The following is a 21,894-nucleotide window of genomic DNA, read 5'->3' as shown; positions in this document are numbered from 1 at the left end:
GAAGTGGCCGAAATGACGGGACCAGTACATGGTGCCGCGCATCGTGATGCCGTGCTCGTTTGAAGAACGTTACTAAAGACATGGTTTTCCCAACCGATAAGACGTCCGTAGCTCATTTTTTGGGCGGTGACGGAGATGGCAGGGATTGAGGGCGGTATTTCCGGTCTTGCTCCTTGCAGGGCTTTCTAAGCTCATCACCGTCCATCACTGTTCATAACGGCCAGTCATCCGCATGGACCGGTGCTCACGCTCTCAGCGTCCCGGTTCATGCCTCATCAAGTTTTACCGGGGTTTCCCATGGCTTCAATCATCGATTCGCTGTCAACGACACAGATCGCTTCGCTGTCGACCACTACCATTGCCAGGTTGACGACCGAAGACTGGCAAGCGTTCAGTACGGAGCAGATTGCGGCCTTGACGACCACCCAGGTCAAAGCCATTGAAACCACGGATCTGGCCATTCTGGCCACGGACCAGATCCAGGCCTTCCAGGTCGAGCACATCCGGGTGCTGAACACGGCGCAGGTGAGGGCGCTGACGACCGCATCCGTCGAGGCGCTGAGCACCGACCAGGTGGCCGCCCTGAGCAGCACCCAGGTGGCAGCCTTCTCCACCACGCAGGTGCAGGCGATCCAGACCGAAGACATCGCGGTGCTGACCACGGCCCAGGTGCGCGCCCTGAGCAGCGCCCAGGCCGCAGCCCTGACCACCGAGCAGGTGGCTGCGATCGAAACGAGCGGCATCGCCGCCCTGACCACGGCAGCCGTGCGTGCGATCAGCACCGACGGCATTGCGGCCCTGACCTCTGAACAGATCGCGGTGCTGGGCACCAGCCAGGTCGTGGCCTTGTCGACGGCCCAGGTGGCCGCCATCGAGACGGGTGACCTGGCCGCGATGACGACCAACCAGGTCAAGTCGTTGTCTTCCACACAGGTACGTGCCCTGGAGACGGATCAGATCCAGGCGCTGACGACCGAGCAGGTCGGCGTGCTGACCAGCTCGCAGGTGGCGGCCCTGACGACCACGCAGGTCCAGGCCATCGAGACCAGCGACATCGCGGCCCTGACGACCACCCAGGTGCGTGCCCTGAGCAGCGCCCAGACGGCCGCATTGACCACCGAACAGGTGGCTGCGATCGAAACGGGCGACATTTCCGCGCTGACCACGGCCGCCGTGCGCGGCCTGACGACCGACGGCATGGCAGCCCTCAGCTCCGACCAGATCGCTGCACTCGCCACCGCCCAGGTGGCGGCCCTGTCGACCAGCCAGGTGCAGGCCATCGAGACCGGTGACATCGCTGCCCTGACCACCGCGCAGGTCCGTACGCTGACCAGCGCCCAGACGGCCGCCCTGACCACCGACCAAGTCGCCGCGCTGGAAAGCACGGACGTGGCCGCGCTGACGACAGCCGCTGTTCGTGGCCTGACCACCGACGGCATCGCCGCACTCAGCTCCGAACAGGTGGCCGCCTTGGCCACCAGCCAGGTGGCGGCCCTCACGACCAGTCAGGTCAAGGCCATCGAAACCGGTGATTTCTCTGCCCTGACGACGGACCAGGTCAAGGCGCTCACCACCGCCCAGATCCAGTCCTTGACCACGGACCAGGTCCAGGCCTTCAGCACGCAGCAGGTGGGTGCGCTGACCACGGCGCAGGCCACGGCCTTCAAGACCGACCAGGTTCAGGCCATCCAGACGGAAGACATTGCCGCCCTGACCACCACACAGGTGAGGGCGCTGACCAGCGCGCAGGCGGCTGCCCTGACCACCGATCAGGTCGCCGCCATCAGCACGAGCGCGCTGTCCTCGATGAGCACGGCCGCAGTGCGTGGCTTGACCACAGATGCCATCGCCGCGCTGAGCACCGAGCAGATCGCCGCGCTGGGCACGGCTCAGCTCGCCTCGCTGTCGACCACGCAGGTGGCCGCCATCGAGACAGGTGATCTGGCCGCGCTGACGACCAACCAGGTCAAGGCCCTGACCACGGCCCAGGTCCGTGCGCTGGAGACCGACCAGATTCAGTCGTTGAGCACCGAGCAGGTTGCCTCTCTCACGACCGCCCAGGTGGCCGCGTTGAGCACCACCCAGCTCCAGGCCGTTGAAACCGGCGACATCGCCGCCTTGACGACCACCCAGGTGCGCGCGCTGAGCAGCGCCCAGGTAGCAGCCCTGACCACAGAGCAGGTAGCCGCGCTGGAGACTGGCGACATCTCCTCGCTGACCACCGCCGCCATGCGCGGTCTGAGCACCGACGCCATTGCGGCCTTGAACTCCGACCAGATCGCCACGTTGTCGACGGCACAGGTTGGGGCGCTCACGACGGCTCAAATCCAGGCCATCGAGACAGGTGACATCGCTGCGCTGACCACCAGCCAGGTTCGCACCCTGACCAGCGCCCAGACGGCCGCCCTGACCACCGAGCAGGTGGCCGCGCTGGAAAGCACGGACGTGGCCGCCCTGACCACGGCTGCGGTGCGCGGTCTGACCACGGATGCGATCGCGGCCCTGAGCTCCGAGCAGATCGGCGCCATGGGCACGGCCCAGCTCGCCTCGCTGTCGACCGCGCAGGTGGCCGCCATCGAAACGGGTGACCTGGCCGCGCTGACGACCACGCAGATCAAGTCCCTGAGCACGGCCCAGATCCGCGCGCTGGACACCGACCAGATCCAGTCGCTCACAACCGACCAGATCGCATCCCTCACGACGGCCCAGGTGGCCGCGCTGAGCACCACCCAGTTGCAGGCCGTCGAAACCGGCGACATCGCCGCGCTGACGACCACGCAAGTACGTGCCCTGAGCAGCGCCCAGGCTGCAGCCCTGACCACGGAACAGGTGGCTGCGCTGGAGACCGGCGACATCTCTTCGCTGACCACCGCCGCTGTGCGCGGTCTGAGCACCGAGGCCATCGCCGCCCTGAGCTCTGACCAGATCGCTGCGCTGTCCACGGCCCAGGTGGCCGCCCTGTCGAGCAGCCAGATCCAGGCGATCGAGACGGGTGACATCGCTGCCCTGACCACGGCCCAAGTCCGCAACCTGACAAGCGCCCAGACCGCCGCCCTGACCACCGAGCAGGTGGCTGCGCTGGAAAGCACGGACGTGGCCGCCCTGACGACGGCCGCGGTGCGTGGCCTGAGCACGGATGCCATTGCAGCCCTGAGCTCCGAGCAGATCGGCGCCATGGGCACGGCCCAGCTCGCCTCGCTGTCGACCGCCCAGGTGGCCGCCATCGAAACAGGTGACCTGGCCGCGCTGACGACCGCCCAGATCAAATCGCTGAGCACCGCGCAGATCCGCGCGCTGAACACGGACCAGATCCAGGCCCTGACGACCGAGCAGGTGGGTGAGCTCACCAGCGCACAGATCGCGGCACTGAGCACCACCCAGTTGCAGGCCATCGAAACCAGCGACATCGCTGCCCTGCGCACCGCGCAGATCGCGGCCCTGAGCAGCGCCCAGACGGCTGCCCTGACCACTGAGCAGGTGGCGGCGCTGGAAACCGGCGACATTGCGGCCTTGAGCACGGCAGCCGTGCGTGGCCTGACCACCGACGGCATCGCGGCCCTGAGCTCCGACCAGATCGCCATGCTGTCCACGGCCCAGGTGGCCGCCCTATCGACCAGCCAGATCCAGGCGATCGAGACCGGCGACATCGCGGCCCTGAGCACGGCCCAGGTCCGTACGCTGACCAGCGCCCAGACAGCGGCCCTGACGACCGAGCAGGTGGCCGCGCTGGAAAGCACGGATGTGGCCGCCCTGACCACGGCTGCGGTGCGTGGCCTGAGCACGGATGCCATCGCAGCCCTGAGTTCCGAGCAGATCGGCGCCATGGGCACGGCCCAGCTCGCCTCGCTGTCGACCACGCAGGTGGCTGCCATAGAAACGGGTGACCTGGCAGCGCTGACGACCGCCCAGATCAAGTCCTTGAGCACCGCGCAGATCCGCGCGCTGAACACCGATCAAATCCAGGCCCTGACCACCGAGCAGGTGGGTGAACTCACCAGCGCCCAGGTGGCCGCCCTGAGCACCACCCAACTGCAGGCCATCGAGACCAGCGACATCGCTGCCCTGCGAACCGCGCAGATCGCGGCCCTGAGCAGCGCCCAGGCGGCAGCCCTGACCACCGAACAGGTGGCCGCGATCGAAACCACCGACATCGCCGCGCTGAGCACGGCGGCTGTTCGTGGCCTGACCACGGATGGCATCGCCGCACTGAACTCCGACCAGATCGCGTCGCTGTCCACCGCCCAGGTGGCCGCCCTGTCGACCAGCCAGATCCAGGCCATCGAGACCGGTGACATCGCTGCGCTGACCACCGCCCAGGTCCGCAATCTGACCAGTGCCCAGACGGCCGCGCTGACCACCGAGCAGGTGGCTGCGATGGAAAGCAACGACCTGGCGGCGCTGACCACAGCGGCGATCCGCGGCCTGAGCACGGATGCCATCGCTGCGCTGAACTCCGAGCAGATCGCATCGCTGACCACCGCGCAGGTGGCCAGCCTGTCGACCACGCAGGTGGCGGCCATCGAAACCGGTGACATCTCGGCCCTGACCACGACGCAGATCAAGGCCATGAGCACGGCCCAGATCCGCGCCCTGAACACGGACCAACTGGTGGCCCTGATCACCGAGCAGGTCGCCAGCCTGACCACCGCGCAGGTGGTGAGCCTCACGACCACGCAGATCCAGTCGATCGCCACGGACGACATCGTCGCCCTGACGACGACGCAGGTGCGTGCCCTGACCAGTGCCCAAGCGGCCGCGCTGACCACCGAACAGGTCGCTGCGATGGAAAGCACCGACGTGGCGGCCCTGAGCACCGCTGCGGTGCGTGGCCTGACCACGAATGCGATCGAAGCCCTGAACACCGACCAGATCGCGGCACTGGGCACGGCCCAGGTCTCGTCGCTGTCGACCACGCAGGTGGCCGCCATCGAGACGGGTGACCTGGCCGCGATGACGACCACGCAGATCAAGTCCCTGAGCACAGCCCAGGTCCGTGCACTGGAAACCGACCAGATCCAGGCCCTGACCACGGATCAGGTGGCCGCCCTCACGACGGCCCAGGTGGCCGCCCTGAGCACCACCCAGTTGCAGGCCGTCGAGACGACCGACATCGCCGCGCTGACCACCACGCAGGTGCGTGCCCTGAGCAGCGCCCAGGCCGCCGCCCTGACCACCGAACAGGTGGCCGCGATCGAGACGACCGACATTGCGGCACTGACCACGGCCGCCGTGCGTGGCCTGACCACGGACGGTATCGCCGCACTGAACTCTGACCAGATCGCATCCCTGTCGACGGCCCAGATCACCGCGCTGTCGACCTCTCAGATCCAGGCGATCGAGACGGGTGACATTGCTGCCCTGACGACGACGCAGGTCCGCAACCTGACAAGCGCCCAGACGGCCGCCCTGACCACCGAACAGGTGGCCGCGCTGGAAAGCACGGACGTGGCTGCCCTGACGACGGCTGCGGTGCGCGGTCTGACCACGGATGCGATCGCAGCCCTGAACTCCGAGCAGATCGCTGCCATGGGCACGGCGCAGCTCTCGTCGCTGTCGACCAACCAGGTGGCTGTGATCGAGACGGGTGACCTGGCCGCGTTGACGACCGCGCAGATCAAGTCCCTGACCACGGCCCAGATCCGCGCGTTGGACACCGACCAGATCCAGTCGCTCACAACCGACCAGATCGCATCTCTCACGACGGCCCAGGTGGCCGCGCTGAGCACCACGCAGTTGCAGGCCGTCGAGACCGGCGACATCGCCGCCCTGACGACCACGCAGGTGCGTGCCCTGAGCAGTGCCCAGGCCGCCGCGCTGACCACCGAACAGGTGGCTGCGCTGGAAACCGGCGACATCTCCTCGCTGACCACCGCCGCTGTGCGTGGCCTGACCACCGACGGCATCGCGGCGCTGAACTCCGATCAAATCGCCATGCTGTCGACGGCCCAGGTGGCTGCCCTGTCGACCAGCCAGATCCAGGCCATCGAGACGGGTGACATTGCTGCCCTGACCACGGCCCAGGTCCGTACGCTGACCAGCGCCCAGACCGCCGCGCTGACCACCGAGCAGGTGGCCGCGCTGGAAAGCACGGACGTGGCGGCCCTGACGACGGCCGCAGTGCGTGGCCTGACCACGGACGGCATCGCCGCCCTGAGCTCCGAGCAGATCGCAGCCATGGGCACGGCCTTGATCTCGTCGCTGTCGACCGCGCAGGTGGCCGCCATCGAGACGGGTGACCTGGCCGCGATGACCACCGCGCAGATCAAGTCCCTGACCACGGCCCAGATCCGTGCCCTGGAAACCGACCAGATCCAGGCGCTGACCACCGAGCAGGTGGGTGAACTCACCAGCGCGCAAGTCGCGGCCCTGACCACCACGCAGTTGCAGGCGATCGAGACCAGCGACATCGCTGCCCTGCGCACGTCGCAGATCGCCGCCCTGAGCAGCGCCCAGGCCGCCGCGCTGACCACCGAACAGGTGGCCGCGATCGAGACGACCGACATCGCGGCGCTGACGACGGCCGCGGTGCGTGGCCTGACCACGGATGGCATCGCCGCACTGAACTCCGACCAGATCGCGTCGCTGTCCACCGCCCAGGTGGCCGCCCTGTCGACCAGCCAGATCCAGGCGATCGAGACCGGTGACATCGCTGCCCTGACCACGGCCCAGGTCCGCACGCTGACCAGCGCCCAGACCGCCGCGCTGACCACCGAACAGGTGGCCGCGCTGGAAAGCACGGACGTGGCGGCCCTGACGACGGCCGCGGTGCGTGGCTTGACCACGGACGGTATCGCTGCGCTGAGCTCCGAGCAGGTGGCTGCGCTGGGCACGGCCCAGGTCGCCTCGCTGTTGACCACGCAGGTGGCCGCCATCGAGACGGGTGACCTGGCCGCGATGACGACCGCGCAGATCAAGTCCCTGACCACGGCCCAGGTCCGTGCGCTGGAGACCGATCAGATCCAGTCGCTCACAACCGACCAGATTGCATCGCTCACCACGGCCCAGGTGGCCGCACTGACCACCACCCAGCTGCAGGCTGTCGAGACCGGCGACATCGCCGCCTTGACGACCACGCAGGTGCGTGCCCTGACCAGTGCCCAGGCCGCCGCGCTGACCACCGAACAGGTGGCCGCGCTGGAAACCGGTGACATCTCTTCGCTGACCACGGCCGCTGTGCGTGCCCTGACCACGGATGGCATCGCGGCGCTGAGTTCTGATCAGATCGCCATGCTGTCCACCGCTCAGGTGGCTGCCTTGTCGACCGCTCAGATCCGGGCGATCGAGACGGGTGACATCGCCGCCCTGAGCACGGCCCAGGTCCGCACACTGACCAGCGCCCAGACGGCTGCGCTGAGCACCGAGCAGGTGGCTGCGCTGGAAAGCACGGACGTGGCTGCCCTGACGACGGCTGCGGTGCGTGGCCTGACCACGGACGGCATCGCTGCGCTGAGCTCCGAGCAGGTGGCTGCGCTGGGCACGGCCCAGGTCGCCTCGCTGTTGACCACGCAGGTGGCCGCCATCGAGACGGGTGACCTGGCCGCGATGACGACCGCACAGATCGCATCGCTGAGCACCGCGCAGATCCGCTCGCTGAACACAGACCAGATCCAGGCCCTGACCACCGAGCAGGTGGCCGGTCTCACGACCGCGCAAGTGGCGTCCTTGAGCACCACGCAACTGCAGGCGATGGAGACGACCGATGTCGCCGCGCTGACGACGCTGCAGGCCCGCGCCCTGAGCAGTGCCCAGGTCGCCGCACTGACCACCGAGCAGGTGGCCGCGCTGGAAAGCACGGACCTGGCCGCCCTGACGACAGCCGCTGTGCGCGGCCTGACCACGGACGGCATCGCGGCACTGAGCAGCGAACAGGTGGCGGCGCTGATCACGGCCCAGGTGGCTGCCCTGTCGACCGCCCAGATCCAGGCGATCGAGACGGGTGACCTGGCGGCCATGACCACGGCCCAGATCAAGTCGCTGACGACAGCCCAGATCCGCGCACTGGAAACCGACCAGATCCAGGCCCTGACCACGGACCATGTGGGCGCTCTGACGACGGCCCAGATGGTGGCACTGAGCACCGAGCAGATCCATGCCTTCGAGACGCAGGACATCGCGGCGCTGGGAACCGCCCAGTTCCGCGCCATGACCAGCGCACAGGCCGCAGCCCTGACCACCGAGCAGATCCAGGCCATCGAGACGACCGATCTGGTGGTGCTGACGACGGCGGCCATCGCCGGTCTGAGCACCGACAGCATCGCCGCCTTGACGACGGACCAGATCCACATGTTCGGCACGGCGCAGATCGCGGCACTGACGACGGCGCAGATCCAGGCCATCGAGACGACGGACATCGAGGTGCTGACCACGGCGCAGTTCGCTGCCCTGACGACGACCCAGATCCGCTCGCTGACGACAGAGCAGTTCGAGGCCCTGACGACCCAGTCGATCATGGCCCTGACCACCGCCCAGGCGGCGGCCCTGACCACGGAGCAGATCCAGGCCTTCACGACCGATCAGGTCGTGGCCCTGCAGACCGATGACATCCGCGCGATGTCCATGACGCAATTGCAGTCCTTCGAGACAACCGACATCGGGGTCATGACCGGTGTGCAACTGGATGCCTACCAGGCCGCTACGCCGATCGTGCTGGACCTCAACGGCGACGGCGTGAGAACCATCTCGAGCGCCAACGGCGTGTACTTCGACCTCAATGCCACGGGCAACACCAGTGCACGTGTGGGCTGGGCATCGGCACAGGATGGCCTGCTGGTGATGGACCGCAATGGTGACGGCCTGATCGGCAACGGCAGTGAACTCTTCGGTGGCTCCACACTCAATGCCGAAGGCCAGCGAGCCGGCAATGGCTACGCCGCCCTCGCGGCCTTGGACAGCAACCGCGATGGCATCATCAATGCCGCCGATCTGGATTTCAGCAAACTGCAGGTCTGGATCGATGCCAACCAGGACGGCATCAGCGGTGCAGGCGAACTGCGGTCGCTGGCCGAGCTGGGCATCCTGTCGCTGGACCTCAACGCGAAGACCGGCACGGACATGGACAACGGCAACCTGCTGGGCCTGGTGTCGAGCTACACCAAGGTCGACGGCTCCACCTACGCGATGGCCGACGTCTGGTTCCACCGTGACACCACCGTGTCGCAGGATGGCTTGGCGGGCCTGAGCACAGAAGATGTGCTGGCCGGGCCGGGTCAATCGGCGGCACTGGATGCCTTGTCATCGTCCGTGCCGAGTACCACGGCCACCTCCGGTGCGGCCACAGGTACGGCGGCGCAGGCGAACACGACCACATCCACAGCGGGCGGCACGGCAGAGCCCTCGCATGCAGCCGACACCACGACGACGGCGGCAGCGAGCACGACGACCACGGAGGCATCCTCGGTCAACGTGTCGCTGGCGGTGGATCCGACCAAGGGATTGCTGGATGACAACAACCAGAACAATCTGCTGATCTGAGTCTGCGGCCGGTTCACACCGGCCGGCCCTCCGTGCCTCGCGCCAGCGGGGCAGGGGGCTGGCAGGCGGGCGCTACTCCTTCGGGAGAGCGCCCGCTTGTGTTTTCAGGCCCAGCCACGCGTGGGCCACCTGGGCCAGGTGTGCTGGATCGGCGCTGGACCACAGCCGCACGCCGCCGGTGCTGGCCCCTGTACGCGCGGGGTGGTTGGCGGGCAGGTCCCGCACCAGGCGCACGGTCTGCCGCGCCACGGCCTCGGCGGTGTCGATGATGCGCACCCCATCGCCCAGGGCCTGCTGGAACAGCGGGGCCACGAAGGGGTAGTGCGTGCAGCCCAGCACGGCGGTGTCCACGCCCGCGTCGGTGAGCGGCTGGCTGAATTGACGAACCAGTTCACGCAGCGCAGCTGAATCCAGCTCGCCCTGCTCGATCTCCCGCGCCAGCCCGGGGCAGGGCTGCAGCACGATGTGGGCCTGCCCGCCATGCCGTTCGAGCAAGGTGCGGAACTTCTCGCTCTGCAGGGTGAAGGGCGTGGCCAGCACGCCGATGCGCTGGTTGTGCGATTGCGCCACCGCGGGTTTCACGCCGGGCTCCACGCCCACCACTGGCAGCTCTGGCCAGCGTTGGCGCAGGTGGTGCACGGCCGCCGCCGTGGCCGTGTTGCAGGCCACCACGACCACCTCGGCCCCCTGCGACATCAAAAAGCGGCAGATGTGCTCCGAGCGCTCGCCGATGAACTCATCGGATTTCTCGCCATAGGGCGCATGTCCGGAATCGGCCACGTACAGCAGATCCGCCTGCGGCAGATGGCTGCGGATGGCGCGCAGCACCGACAGCCCGCCCAGCCCCGAATCGAAGACACCGATGACGGCGCCACGCCCTTCGGCACCTGTGGCATCAGCGCCACCGGCGCCGCTGTGTGGAACGCTCATGGGTGTGGGGGAGGGCAAATCGGCTTGAACAGGCATGTCACCACCAGGGAAAACAATATTTTCTCCTCAAGGCAGGTGGATTGTTGTAGGGTGGCGCACGAAGTCGCGCTAGAATCGAACGATCGTGCTTTTTTAGGCGCGCACTCTTTAATCAACTCTTCCTCATGACGCAGGAGAACATCGCATGAAGGTTCTGGTTCCGGTCAAGCGGGTTGTGGACTACAACGTGAAGGTTCGCGTGAAGTCCGACGGCTCTGGTGTCGACATCGCCAACGTCAAGATGAGCATGAATCCCTTCGACGAAATCGCCGTCGAAGAGGCCACCCGCCTGAAGGAAAAGGGCGTGGTCACCGAGATCATCGCTGTCTCCGTCGGCCCCACCCAAGCCCAGGAAACCCTGCGCACGGCCATGGCCATCGGTGCCGACCGTGGCATCCTGGTGGAAACCGCCGATGAGGTGCAGCCCCTGGCCGTGGCCAAGGTGCTCAAGGCCCTGATCGACAAGGAAAAGCCTGATCTGGTCATCCTGGGCAAGCAAGCCATCGATGACGACAGCAACCAGACCGGCCAGATGGTCGCCGCCCTGGCCAACCTGCCCCAGGGCACGTTCGCCTCGAAGGTGGAAGTCGCTGGTGGCAAGGTCAACGTCACGCGTGAAGTCGACGGTGGTCTGGAAACCGTGTCGCTGAGCCTGCCGGCCGTGATCACGACCGACCTGCGCCTGAACGAGCCGCGCTACGTCACGCTGCCCAACATCATGAAGGCCAAGAAGAAGCCCCTGGAAACGGTCAAGCCTGCCGACCTGGGTGTGGATGTGGCCCCCCGCATCAAGACCCTGAAGGTCTCTGAGCCGCCCAAGCGTTCCGCTGGTATCAAGGTGCCCGATGTGGCCACCCTGGTAGCTAAGCTGAAGAACGACGCCAAAGTGATCTGAGGAGACAACGAATCATGACCGCTCTCGTCATTGCTGAACACGACAACAACAGCATCAAGTCGGCCACCCTCAACACCGTGACGGCCGCCAAGGCCCTCGGTGGCGATGTGCACGTGCTGGTCGCTGGCGCCAACGCCGGTGCCGCAGCAAGCGCTGCTGCTCAAATCGCTGGTGTGGCCAAGGTGCTGCACGCCGACGGCGCCCAACTGGCCGAAGGCCTGGCCGAGAACGTGGCTGCCCAAGTGCTGGCCATCGCTTCCAGCTACAGCCACCTCGTGTTCCCTGCCACAGCCGCCGGCAAGAACGTCGCTCCGCGCGTCGCCGCCAAGCTGGACGTGGCCCAGGTTTCGGAAATCACCAAGGTGGTCTCGCCCGACACGTTCGAGCGCCCCATCTACGCCGGCAACGCCATCGCCACCGTGCAATCGGCTGATGCCGTGAAGGTGCTGACCGTTCGCGGTACCGCTTTCGACACTGCTGCCACCACCGGTGGTTCCGCCGCTGTTGAAACGCTGGCTGCCGTGGCCGACTCCGGTTCCTCGTCGTTCGTGGGCCGTGAAGTGACCAAGTCCGAGCGTCCTGAGCTGACCGCCGCCAAGATCGTGGTGTCGGGTGGCCGCGCCCTGGGTTCCGCCGAGAAGTTCAACGAAGTCATGTCGCCCCTGGCCGACAAGCTGGGTGCCGCTCTGGGCGCCTCGCGCGCCGCCGTGGACGCTGGCTACGCCCCGAACGACCTGCAGGTCGGCCAGACCGGCAAGATCGTCGCGCCCCAGCTGTACATCGCTGCCGGCATCTCCGGCGCGATCCAGCACTTGGCCGGCATGAAGGATTCGAAGGTCATCGTGGCCATCAACAAGGATCCCGAAGCCCCGATCTTCCAAGTGGCTGACTACGGCCTGGAAGCCGACCTGTTCACGGCCGTGCCGGAACTGGTCAAGGCACTGTGATTTGAGAAGAAAAACATTTCATGCAGACCTCTGATGTCTGACTGAAATCACTTCCGGGGGCGTCTTTCGAGACGCCCCCTTGTCGTTTCCCGGAGATATTCATGACTTACCGCGCCCCCGTCAAAGACCTGCTGTTCTGCGTCAAGGAACTGGCTGGCATCGACCACGTTGCCCAACTGCCCGGCTTCGAAGATGCCGGCTTCGAAACTGCCCAGGCCGTGATCGAAGAATCCGGCAAGTTCAACGATGGCGTGGTGGCCCCCCTGAACTGGGCCGGTGACCAGACCCCGGCCAAGTGGAACAACGGCGTGGTCACGACCACGCCTGGCTTCAAGGAAGCCTACAAGTCGCTGGCCGAAGGTGGCTGGCTGGGCGTGCACCAGCCCGTCGATTTCGGCGGCCAGGGCTTGCCCAAGACCATCGGCGCGGCCTGTATCGAAATGCTGGTCGGCTCGAACCTGAGCTTCTCGCTGTGCGCCATGCTGACCGGCGGCGCCGCCGAAGCACTGATCACCGCTGGCAGCGAGGAACTGCAACAGCGCTACCTGCCCAAGATGATCGACGGCACCTGGACGGGCACGATGAACCTGACCGAGCCGCAGGCCGGTTCGGACCTGGCCCTGGTGCGCTCCAAGGCCGTCAAGCAAAACGATGGCACCTACCGCATCAGCGGCCAGAAGATCTTCATCACCTACGGTGAGCACGACATGTCCGAGAACATCGTGCACCTGGTGCTGGCCCGCACGCCCGACGCGCCCGAAGGCGTCAAGGGCATCAGCCTGTTCGTGGTGCCCAAGTTCCTGGTCAATGACGACGGCTCCGTCGGCAAGCGCAACGACGTGTTCTGCGCCTCGCTGGAGCACAAGCTGGGTATCCATGGTTCGCCCACGGCCGTGCTGGTCTTCGGCGACGGCAAGGGTGAAGTCGGCGAGGGCGCCATCGGCTACATCGTCGGTGAAGAGAACCGCGGCCTGGAATACATGTTCGTGATGATGAACGCCGCCCGCTACGACGTGGGCTTGCAGGGCATCGGCCTGTCCGAGCGCGCCTACCAGAAGGCCGTGGCCTACGCGCGTGACCGCGTGCAGTCGCGCCCTGTGGACGGCTCGCAGCCTGGCTCTGTCGCCATCATCCATCACCCCGATGTGAAGCGCATGCTGCTGACGATGCGCGCGCTGACCGAAGCCGGTCGTGCCATGGCCATGGTGGGCGCCGCCGCCTACGACTTCTCGCACAACAGCCCGGACGCTGAAGTGGCCAAGCAGAACAAGGCCTTCTACGAGTACCTGGTGCCCCTGATCAAGGGCTACGGCACCGAGAACAGCGTGGAAGTGGCCTCGCTGGGCGTGCAGGTGCACGGCGGCATGGGCTTCATCGAAGAAACCGGCGCGGCCCAGTACTACCGCGACGCCCGCATCCTGCCGATCTACGAAGGCACGACCGCCATTCAGGCCAACGACCTGGTCGGCCGCAAGACCGCCCGTGACGGTGGCGCCGTGGCCAAGAACATCGCTGCGCAGATCGCCGATCTGGAAGGCGTGCTGAACGGCCGCGACAGCGCCGCCGGCAAGACCCTGGCCAAGCGCCTGAAGGCAGCCCGCGAAGATTTCCTGGCCGTGGTGGATTTCGTGGTCGCCAACTTCAAGGCCAACCCGAACGCCGCCTTCGCTGGCTCGGTGCCCTACCTGTTCCTGGCCAGCCACCTGGTCGGCGGCTGGCAAATGGCCCGCGCCCTGATCGTGGCCGAAGACAAGCTCAAGGCCGGCGAAGACACCGAGTTCTTCACCGCCAAGGTAGCCACGGCCCGCTTCTTCGGCGACCACATCCTGACGCGCACCAGCGCCCTGCGTGCTGCCGTGCTGGAAGGAGCCGACAGCGTGACGGCCCTGCCGGCGGATCTGTTCTGATCCGCGTCATCGTCTTCGCGATGACCGCCTGACGACACACCGAGATCGGCCGCTTCATGCGGCCGATCGTTCGTCAGCCCCTCACACCCGTCATGCCGGTTGACGCAACTTCACCGGCTGTTTTCAAGAGAAGCAAAGGTTACGAAGTCATGTTGCCTCCCGTTTTGCAGAACGTTCCCTTCCCGGTGATCGCCTCGCCCATGTTCATCCTCAGCAACCCCAAGCTGGTGATCGAGCAGTGCAAGGCCGGCGTGGTGGGCTCCATGCCCGCGCTGAACGCCCGCCCCGCGGCCTTGTTCGAGGACTGGCTGGCCGAGATCACCGAGACGCTGGCCGCCTACAACGCCGCCAACCCGGACAAGCCGGCCGCGCCGTTTGCGATTAACCAGATCGTGCACAAGAGCAATGACCGTCTGGAGCACGACCTGGCCCTGTGCGTGAAGTACAAGGTGCCGGTGATCATCACCTCGCTGGGTGCCCGCACCGACGTGAACGAAGCGGTGCACAGCTACGGCGGCGTGGTGCTGCACGACGTGATCAACAACAAGTTCGCGCAGAAGGCGATCGAGAAGGGCGCCGATGGCCTGATCGCCGTGGCGGCCGGTGCAGGCGGCCATGCCGGCACCACCAGCCCCTTCGCGCTGATCCAGGAGATTCGCGAGTGGTTCACGGGGCCGCTGGCCCTGTCCGGTTCGATCGCCACGGGCCGCGCCATTCTGGCCGCGCGCGCCATGGGGGCTGATTTCGCCTACATCGGCTCGGCTTTCATCGCCACCGAAGAAGCGCGTGCCGCCGAGGCCTACAAGCAGATGATCGTCGACAGCAACAGCGCCGACATCGTCTACAGCAGCAAGTTCACCGGCGTGCCGGGCAACTACCTGCGTGGTTCCATCGTGGCGGCCGGGCTGGATCCGGAAGCGCTGGGCAACGGTGATCCGAGCCAGATGAGCTTCGGCAGCGGCGAGAGCAGCGCCAAGGCCTGGAAGGACATCTGGGGCAGCGGCCAGGGCATTGGCGCGATCAAGAAGATCGTGCCCACGGCCGAACTGGTGGCCCGCCTGAAGGCCGAATACGCCGAGGCGCGCGCCAGCCTCTGAGCCCCAGGCTCAACGTCGGCCGGAGGCCCGCCATGCCGAGAATCGGTTGGCGGCCCGCTGATCCTGCGCCTGCAGCATCTGGCTGACGGCGATCACGGCCTGGGTGCGCGAGCTCACGCGCAGGATGCGCAGCACCGAGGCGACGTGGTCCTTGATGGTCTCGACCGACAGCTCCAGCTCGCGGGCGATCAGCTTGTTGGGCTGGCCTTGCAGCAGCAGCGCCAGCACCTGCGTCTGGCGTTGCGTGAGGCCCAACTGGGCCAGCGATGCGGTCTGGAAGCCCGCGGCATTGGCCTCTTGCTGCACCGAGCCCGCGGCGCCAGCCAGCGTGGTGCCCATGCTCAACGGGGGCACGTACACGCCTCCGGAAATCACCTGCCGCAGTGCGTCCACCAGGGTTTCGTTGCTGGCACGCTTGGGCACGAAGCCCATCGCGCCCAGGTCGATCGCGCGGATGACGTCAGACGTGCGGTCCGAGGCCGACACCACGACCACTGGCAGACCCGGGTAAGCGCCGCGGAACTCAGTCAGCAGATCGAAGCCGTCGGCATCGCCCAGGTGCAGGTCCAGCAGGACCAGATCGAACGTGCTGTCGGCCTGGAGCATGGCCCGCGCGCTGGCACCGCTGGCGGCCGCCGCAACCTCGACATCATCACCCAGCCCCTGGATGACGGATTGCAGGGCCGCCAGGATCAGAGGGTGGTCGTCGATCAGCAAAACCTTCATCACAGCTCCTAGATTGTCTATACCGGGGGGTTTTCCGTGCTTATTTGACGCTTGGGCGCCCGTACAGTGTTGATGATAGGGCAGTCCCCCTGTATGTAACGCGCTGCGGGATCAATGATTGAAGGTCGATTTTCTTTTGCCTGACGAAATGCCCATCCCGACCCCCCGACCGTTGAGCGGCGCCACCACCATGGCAGCGCAGCCTACGGCTCAGACGGCCGCTGCCAGTGCGTCGCTCAATGCGGAGTCCGTGGCGGCGGTGCTGGGCTGCCTGCGCACGGCGCTGGACGCAAAGGATTGGCAAGGCAGCGCGGCAGAAGTGGTGTCCGAGATCGGGCAGCGGCTGAAATGCCTGCGGGTGTCGATCGGCTGGGTGGCGGCGGGGCAGTTGCGCATCGTTGCTTTGTCCGATGGGGTGGTGCTGGCCGAAGGGCAGGCCATTCCCGAACTGAACCAGGCCATGCTGGAGGCTGTGCACCAGCACACCACGCTGTCGTGGCCCCAGGCCACGCGTAATGCCGTGCGCATCACCCTGGCCCACCAGAGCCTGTTCAAGTTGCAGGGCCTGGGTGGCGTGGTCAGCGTGCCGCTGGCACACAAGGGCCGTGTGATCGGGGTGATCACCTGCGAGCGTTCCGTCACGTCCGATCCGCTCGCGGTGCGGGTGATCGACGAGGTGGTGCGGGTGGCCTTCGAGCCGCAGGAAGTCCGCTGGCTGGAGCAACTGGCCGAAGGCCTGGCGCCCTTGCTGTACTTGCGCTACAAGCTGGATCGGCCCTTGTCGGAGCGTGTGCGCGCCAAGGCCATCGTGTTGAGCTATCGCCTGAAGGATCCGTCCGAGCGCCGCCTGCGCTGGTCGATGCTGTCGGCCATCTTTTTGTTGACGGTCGGGCTGCTGTGGCCCATGCCTTATCACGTGAGCGCGACGGCCCGCCTGGAAGGCGCTGTGCAGCGCGTGCTCAGTGCCGCCCAGGATGGCTACCTGCGTGAGGTGCACGTGCGCCCGGGGGATGTGGTCAAGGCGGGCCAGGTGCTGGCCGAACTGTCCGACGATGAGTTGCAGACCTCCCGCCGAGCACGGCAGGCCGAGGTGGCGCAGCAGGAGAACTCCTTTGCGGAGGCTTTCGCGCGTGGTGACCGCGCCCAGGCGGCCCAGGCCCAGGCCAAGCTGGCCGAAGCCAAGGCGCAGTTGGGACTGGTCGAGCAGCAACTGGCGCGCGTGCGCCTGGCGGCGCCGTTCGATGGTGTCGTGATCCAGGGGGATCTGCGCCAGCAACTGGGTGGCCCCGTCAAGCGCGGCGAGACCCTGCTCACGCTGGCCCCTGGTCTGGATTGGCGCGTGATTCTGGAGGTGAGCGAATCCGACGTGGCGCAGCTCGAGCGAGGCCAGCCCGCGTCGCTGCGCCTGGCGGCCATGCCAGGGCAGCCCATCGCGCTGGTGCTGGCCCGTGTCACACCCGTGGCCCACAGCACCGCCGATGGCGTGCGCTACGAGGTCGAGGCCTGGCCGGCAGGCAAGGGCGCTGGCCTGGCGGGGCTGCGGCCCGGCCTGGAAGGGGTGGCCAAGGTCGAGCTGCCTGCGCGGCCTTTGCTCACCCGCTGGTTCATGCGCGCCTGGGATTGGCTGGGCATGCTGACCTGGTCGTGGTTCTAAGCCGCGGGGCGCATCATGCAGGACACCCTCCTGTCTCCCTACTGGTACCGCATCTCGGCGCTGCACCCGCGGCTCAAGCCGCACGTGTCGGTGCGCATGCAGACCACGCGCGGCCAGGCCTGGTACGTGATGTTCAACCAGGCCACCGGGCGTTATCACCGCGTCAATGCCCAGGCGTATGAGCTGGTCGGCCGGCTCGATGGCCGGCACAGCGTGGATGAGGTCTGGAGTGTGTTGCTCGATCAGTTGGGCGACGAGGTCCCTTCGCAGCACGACGTGATCCGCATCCTCGGCCAGATGACCGATGCTGGCCTGATCCAGGCCGAGGTGGCGCCCGATGTGCGGCAACTGGTCAAGGATGGCCACGAGCGCCATCGCAAGGAAAAGCGCGCCCGCCTCAACCCCTTGTCGTTCAGGCTGGGACTGTTCAACCCTTCGGCCATGCTCGAGCGCCTGGTGCCGCTGGGCAGGCTGTTCTGGAACAGCTGGGCCACGGCCTTCTGGTTCCTGCTGGTGATCGGGGCCACCTGGGCCGTGCTGGTGAACCTGTCCGAAGTGCTGGCCTATGGTCGCCATTACTTCATGTCGCCGGGCTATCTGGCCGCGGCCTGGGTGATCTACCCGCTGATGAAGGCCCTGCACGAACTGGGGCATGCACTGGCGCTGCGGCGTTATGGCTGCGAGGTGCCCGAGGTGGGGGTGAACTTCTTCATGTTCGTGCCCATGCCTTATGTGGATGCCAGTTCGTCGAACCGGCTGGTCAACCGCTGGCAGCGGGCGCGCATCAGCGTGGCGGGCATCGGGGTCGAGCTGGCCCTGGCGGCCTTGGCAGCCATCGTGTGGCTGAATGTCGAAGACGGCTGGGTTCGCCAAGCCAGCTTCGTGGTGATGAGCCTGGGTGGCCTGTCCACGCTGCTGTTCAACGGCAACCCCTTGATGAAGCTCGACGGCTACTATGTGCTGTGCGACACGCTGGACCTGCCCAACCTTGCGGGCCGAAGCGGCCGCACGATGGGACAGGTTTGGCGGATGCTGTTCATGGGGCTGTTGGGCGTGCGGCGCGATGCGTTCGACAACAACGTCACCGCGGCCGACGCGTTCGAGCGCTGGGCCTTGTGGCTGTATGCGCCGGCCTCGTGGGTGTACCGCGTCGCGGTCAGTGCGCTGATCGTGAGCTGGGCGGCCGACAAGGCCACCTGGCTGGGCGTGGGCGTGGCGGCGTGGTCCTTCTGGACCCTGTTCGCCCAGCCCATCTGGGCGTGGACGCAGGCGCTGGCATCCCAGCCCAGCGTCACGGCGCTGCGTGGGCGGCTGGTCACGGCCGTGGGCGGGGCGGTGGTGCTGGGCGGGGCTGCCGCGATGCTGGTGCCGTTGCCTTCGTCGATGGTGGTGGAGGGCATGGTCTGGTTGCCTGACGATGCCCTGGTGCGGGCCGCCGCCGATGGCGAGGTCGAAACGGTGTGGGCGCGCAGCGATACGCCGGTGGAAGAGGGCGCCAAGCTGGTGTCGCTGAAATCCCCCACGCTCAGTGCCCAGCGCGAAGTGCTGCAGGCGCAAATCGAACGCTCCGAAGCCGAGTTCAACGCCTCGTTCGGCAGCGAGCCCTTGAAGATGCGCAATGCCCAGGAAGCCCTGGCGCGTGATCGGGCGACGCTGGCCCAGGTCGACCGGGATCTGGCAGCCAATGTGCTGCGTGCGGGCACATCCGGCAGGTTCGTGATGTCCCGCCAGGAGGATCTCGAAGGCCTGCAGGTGAACCGCGGCCAGGTGCTGGCCCATGTGCTCAACGACCGGCCGGCGGTGATCCGTGCCGTGGTGCCCCAACGTGACATCGACAGCGTGCGCCACCGCTTGCGCACGGTGCAGGTGATGCTCGACGAATCCCCGGGCCATGCGATGCCGGCGCACCTGCTGCGCGAGGTGCCAGCGGCCACCGACCGCCTGCCCCAGGCCACCATGGGTGACCGCAAGGGCGGACGTGTGCCCACCGATCCGTCCGACGAGGAAGGGTTGCGCCCCATGGAGCCCACCTATGTGGTGGACGTGCAGCTCAACCACGGGCTGGCACGCGCGGGTGGGCTGGCGCGTGTGCGGCTGGATCTGGCGCCGCAAAGCCTGCTGGACACCGTGCTGCAGCGCCTGCGGCAATTGCTGCTCAAGCACTTCTCGGATGTGAGGGCATGACACCGCTGCCTGCCAAGGCCGAGTCGCCTCGCGCTGGGCACCTCACGCCTCACGCGATCTGGTCCGAGCGCATCGCCCTGGGGGCGCACCTGCCCGTGCCTGGCTCCGTGCTGGGGGCCTATCCGGAGCGCGAGGTGCCCGCGTTGTCGGCCAGCCCGACCTGGGCCTGGCTGCAGGCGCGGTGGCGCATGCCTGGCCGTCCGTCGGCGGGGCGCACGCGACGCTTCGTCCAGAGCGTGCGCGAGGCGCAGGCCCGGTGGACAGCCTTGGCGCCGGCTGAACTGGATGAGCACGTGGACCGCCTGAGGGCCGCGCTGTCGGTGCAAGGCTTCACCGATGCCCTGGCCGCACGGGCGATGGGCCTGGTGTGCCTGCGCGTGGCACAGCAGCGCAACTGGCAGGTGCACGATGTCCAGCTCTCGGGCGCCTGGTGGATGCTGGGGCGCCGGCTGATCGAGATGGCCACGGGGGAGGGCAAGTCCCTGACCGTGGTGCTGGCGGCGGGCGTGGCCGCGCTGGCCGGTGTACCCGTGCACGTGATGACGGCCAACGATTACCTGGCACGGCGCGATGCGGAGCAGTGGGCTGCACTGTATGTCGCGCTGGGGCTGAGGGTGAGTTGGATCACCGCAGCCAGCACCGCCGCCGAGCGCCGCCTGGCCTATGAGCACGACGTGCTCTACGTGACGGCCAAGGAAGTGGCCTTTGACCACCTGCGTGATCGTGCCGCGCGTGCACAGGGCCAGGAGGGGGACGTGGTGTTGCGCGGCTTGTGCATGACCGTGATCGACGAGGCCGACAGCATCCTGATCGACGAGGCCTGCACGCCCCTGGTGCTGTCGCAGGCTCTGCCATCCCGCCAGACCGAGCAGCAGCACCGGCTCTCGCTGTTCCTGGCGCGCCAGATGCAGGCGGGGCGGGATTTCGAGTGGAGGGCACAGCACGAGCTGACATGGCATGAGTCGGGCCAGGAGCGCCTGGCCTCACTGTCGGCCAATCTGCAAGGCGCCTGGAAGCTCAAGCGCTACCGCGAAGAGCAGGTGAGCCTGGCGCTCACGGCGTTGCACGTGCTGCAGCGAGACGCGCACTACCTGCTGCGCGATGGCGAAGTGCACATCATCGATGGCCCCACGGGGCGCCTGGCCATCGGCCGGGCCTGGTCGCGCGGGCTGCACCAGATGGTCTGCATCAAGGAGGGGCTGGTGGCCACGCCGGAGACGGAAACCGTGTCGCAGACCACCTACCAGGAGTTCTTTCCCCGCTACCACCACGTGTGCGGGCTGAGCGGCACCCTGTGGGAAGAGCGGCGCGAGCTGCTGGCCATCTATGGCCTGCCGGTGCTGCAGGTGCCGCTCAAGCAGCCTGGCCGCCGGCAGGATCTGGGCATGGCGCTGTGCGCGGATGCCCGCGCCAAATGGGCGCTGGTGGCGCAGCGTGTGGCGCGGCAGGTGGCGCAAGGCCGTGCCGTGCTGGTGGGCACCGACACCGTGGCCGATTCCGAGCGCCTGTCTGCCGTGCTGCAGGCGCAGGGGCTGGCGCACCGGGTGCTCAATGCGCGCCATGACGGGCAGGAAGGTGAAGCCGAGCGCGATGTGATCGAGCAGGCAGGCTTGGCTGGCGCGATCACCGTGGCCACGCACATGGCGGGGCGCGGCACCGACATCCACGTCACGCCGCCCGTGCTGGCGCAAGGCGGGCTGCACGTGGTGAACACGCACCTCAATGCCTCGCGCCGCATCGATCGACAGCTGTACGGGCGGTCGGCACGGCAAGGGCAGCCAGGATCGTTCGAATGCGTCCTGGCCCGTTCTGACGACGCGATCCACGCCTGGGCAACGCAGGGCTGGAAAGCCTGGCTGTTGCGCGTGGCCGCAGGCGATCAGGCGGAGGCGGGTGCCTTGGCCAGGGCGCTGTGCGGCTTGATCCAGCACCAGGAAGGGCGCCGCGCCTTCTGGCGCCGCTGGCATTTACTACAGATGCAGTGGGCCATGCGGCGCCAGTTGGCGTGGGCAGGGCGCGACGGCGGGGTCTGAACCCTGCACCT

10 protein-coding genes are annotated in these 21,894 nt (G+C 67.2%); 8 read left to right on the top strand and 2 right to left on the bottom strand.

The features are described 5' to 3' along the window. Positions 1-297: 297 nt before the first annotated feature. Positions 298-9,471, top strand: coding sequence for a beta strand repeat-containing protein (locus tag WAQ08_RS16955; RefSeq protein WP_422193163.1), 9,174 nt, complete (start codon positions 298-300; stop codon positions 9,469-9,471). Positions 9,472-9,543: 72 nt separating this feature from the next. On the opposite strand, the gene murI is transcribed toward WAQ08_RS16955, so the two are convergent. Next, positions 9,544-10,401, bottom strand: coding sequence for a glutamate racemase (gene murI, locus WAQ08_RS16950; protein ID WP_422193162.1), 858 nt, complete (start codon positions 10,399-10,401; stop codon positions 9,544-9,546). Positions 10,402-10,585: 184 nt separating this feature from the next. On the opposite strand from murI, the gene WAQ08_RS16945 reads away from it, so the two are divergent. From WAQ08_RS16945 to WAQ08_RS16930, 4 genes are all read left to right on the top strand, one after another. After that, entirely contained in the window at positions 10,586-11,335 is a 750-nt protein-coding gene (locus tag WAQ08_RS16945; protein ID WP_422193161.1) for an electron transfer flavoprotein subunit beta/FixA family protein, read from the top strand. Between the two features lie 14 nt (positions 11,336-11,349). Further along, a complete protein-coding gene (locus WAQ08_RS16940; RefSeq protein WP_422193160.1) occupies positions 11,350-12,282 on the top strand; it encodes an electron transfer flavoprotein subunit alpha/FixB family protein in 933 nt (310 codons plus the stop codon). Between the two features lie 101 nt (positions 12,283-12,383). After that, positions 12,384-14,189: an acyl-CoA dehydrogenase gene (locus tag WAQ08_RS16935; RefSeq protein WP_422193159.1), complete on the top strand. Its 1,806-nt coding sequence runs from the start codon at positions 12,384-12,386 to the stop codon at positions 14,187-14,189. Positions 14,190-14,338: 149 nt separating this feature from the next. After that, positions 14,339-15,286, top strand: coding sequence for an NAD(P)H-dependent flavin oxidoreductase (locus WAQ08_RS16930; RefSeq protein ID WP_422193157.1), 948 nt, complete (start codon positions 14,339-14,341; stop codon positions 15,284-15,286). A gap of 9 nt (positions 15,287-15,295) precedes the next feature. Here the strand turns inward: WAQ08_RS16930 and WAQ08_RS16925 are convergent, their stop codons facing one another. Beyond that, a complete protein-coding gene (locus tag WAQ08_RS16925) occupies positions 15,296-16,012 on the bottom strand; it encodes a response regulator (protein ID WP_422193155.1) in 717 nt (238 codons plus the stop codon). Positions 16,013-16,202: 190 nt separating this feature from the next. Here WAQ08_RS16925 and WAQ08_RS16920 point away from each other — a divergent pair, with 190 nt between their 5' ends. From WAQ08_RS16920 to WAQ08_RS16910, 3 genes are read left to right on the top strand one after another with little or no spacing between them, the layout of a single operon-like run. Then, positions 16,203-17,666 carry an efflux RND transporter periplasmic adaptor subunit gene (locus tag WAQ08_RS16920; protein ID WP_422193153.1) on the top strand — a complete coding sequence of 488 codons (1,464 nt, stop codon included), beginning with the start codon at positions 16,203-16,205 and terminating at the stop codon, positions 17,664-17,666. A 15-nt stretch (positions 17,667-17,681) separates the two neighbouring features. Further along, the gene (locus tag WAQ08_RS16915) at positions 17,682-19,850 is read left to right on the top strand and encodes a PqqD family peptide modification chaperone (protein ID WP_422193151.1); all 2,169 of its coding nucleotides are present in this window, start codon (positions 17,682-17,684) and stop codon (positions 19,848-19,850) included. Next, the gene (locus WAQ08_RS16910; RefSeq protein ID WP_422193149.1) at positions 19,847-21,883 is read left to right on the top strand and encodes a DEAD/DEAH box helicase; all 2,037 of its coding nucleotides are present in this window, start codon (positions 19,847-19,849) and stop codon (positions 21,881-21,883) included. Before WAQ08_RS16915 ends, WAQ08_RS16910 begins: the two co-directional genes overlap by 4 nt. Positions 21,884-21,894: the final 11 nt, after the last annotated feature.

Source organism: Aquabacterium sp., from assembly GCF_049274795.1.
In the GTDB taxonomy this organism is placed as follows: Bacteria; Pseudomonadota; Gammaproteobacteria; order Burkholderiales; family Burkholderiaceae_C; genus Aquabacterium.
This window is presented reverse-complemented; position numbering and strand designations above follow the sequence as displayed.